The sequence below is a fragment of the Vibrio sp. S457-15 genome, from assembly GCF_000960545.1.
GTDB classification, from domain to species: Bacteria; Pseudomonadota; Gammaproteobacteria; order Enterobacterales; family Vibrionaceae; genus Vibrio; species Vibrio parahaemolyticus.
Map to the genome: position 1 here is coordinate 1 of NZ_JYOQ01000099.1, position 385 is coordinate 385.

The following is a 385-nucleotide window of genomic DNA, read 5'->3' on the forward strand; positions in this document are numbered from 1 at the left end:
GGCGAAGAAGGCCTGCTTGGCGGAGAGGGTGCGCTCGCGCGTTTGCGCGCGGCCATAGTAGTCCAGGCGCGGCGCATAGACCCCTTCCAGGGCCTTGCCGCTGCGTTGCCCGTGGGCGGCCTGCCAGCGCTGGAACAGGCCGAGGATTTCGCTTTCGGCGGCCGCCTGGACCAGCGCTGGGTACAGGCAGAAGAGCGCGGCGCCGAATACCGGGCGCAAGAGTCGGCGCATCGAGAACATCCTTGTCGTTCGATTGAGGCGAACGCCGATTGTCCCCTATCCGCCGACGCTGGCAAATGGCCCTGGACGATTTTTTCCGATTCCGCAACGCGGTGGGCATTGCGGACACGCTCCGGACAGCCTTCCCCCACCTCCAGGCCGCGGC

1 protein-coding gene is annotated in these 385 nt (G+C 67.3%); it reads right to left on the reverse strand.

Features of this window, described 5'->3' with window-relative positions:
* Positions 1 to 231: hypothetical protein (locus UF05_RS08895; RefSeq protein WP_048852431.1), on the reverse strand; the 231-nt coding region annotated here is incomplete at its 3' end.
* Positions 232 to 385 lie beyond the last annotated feature (154 nt).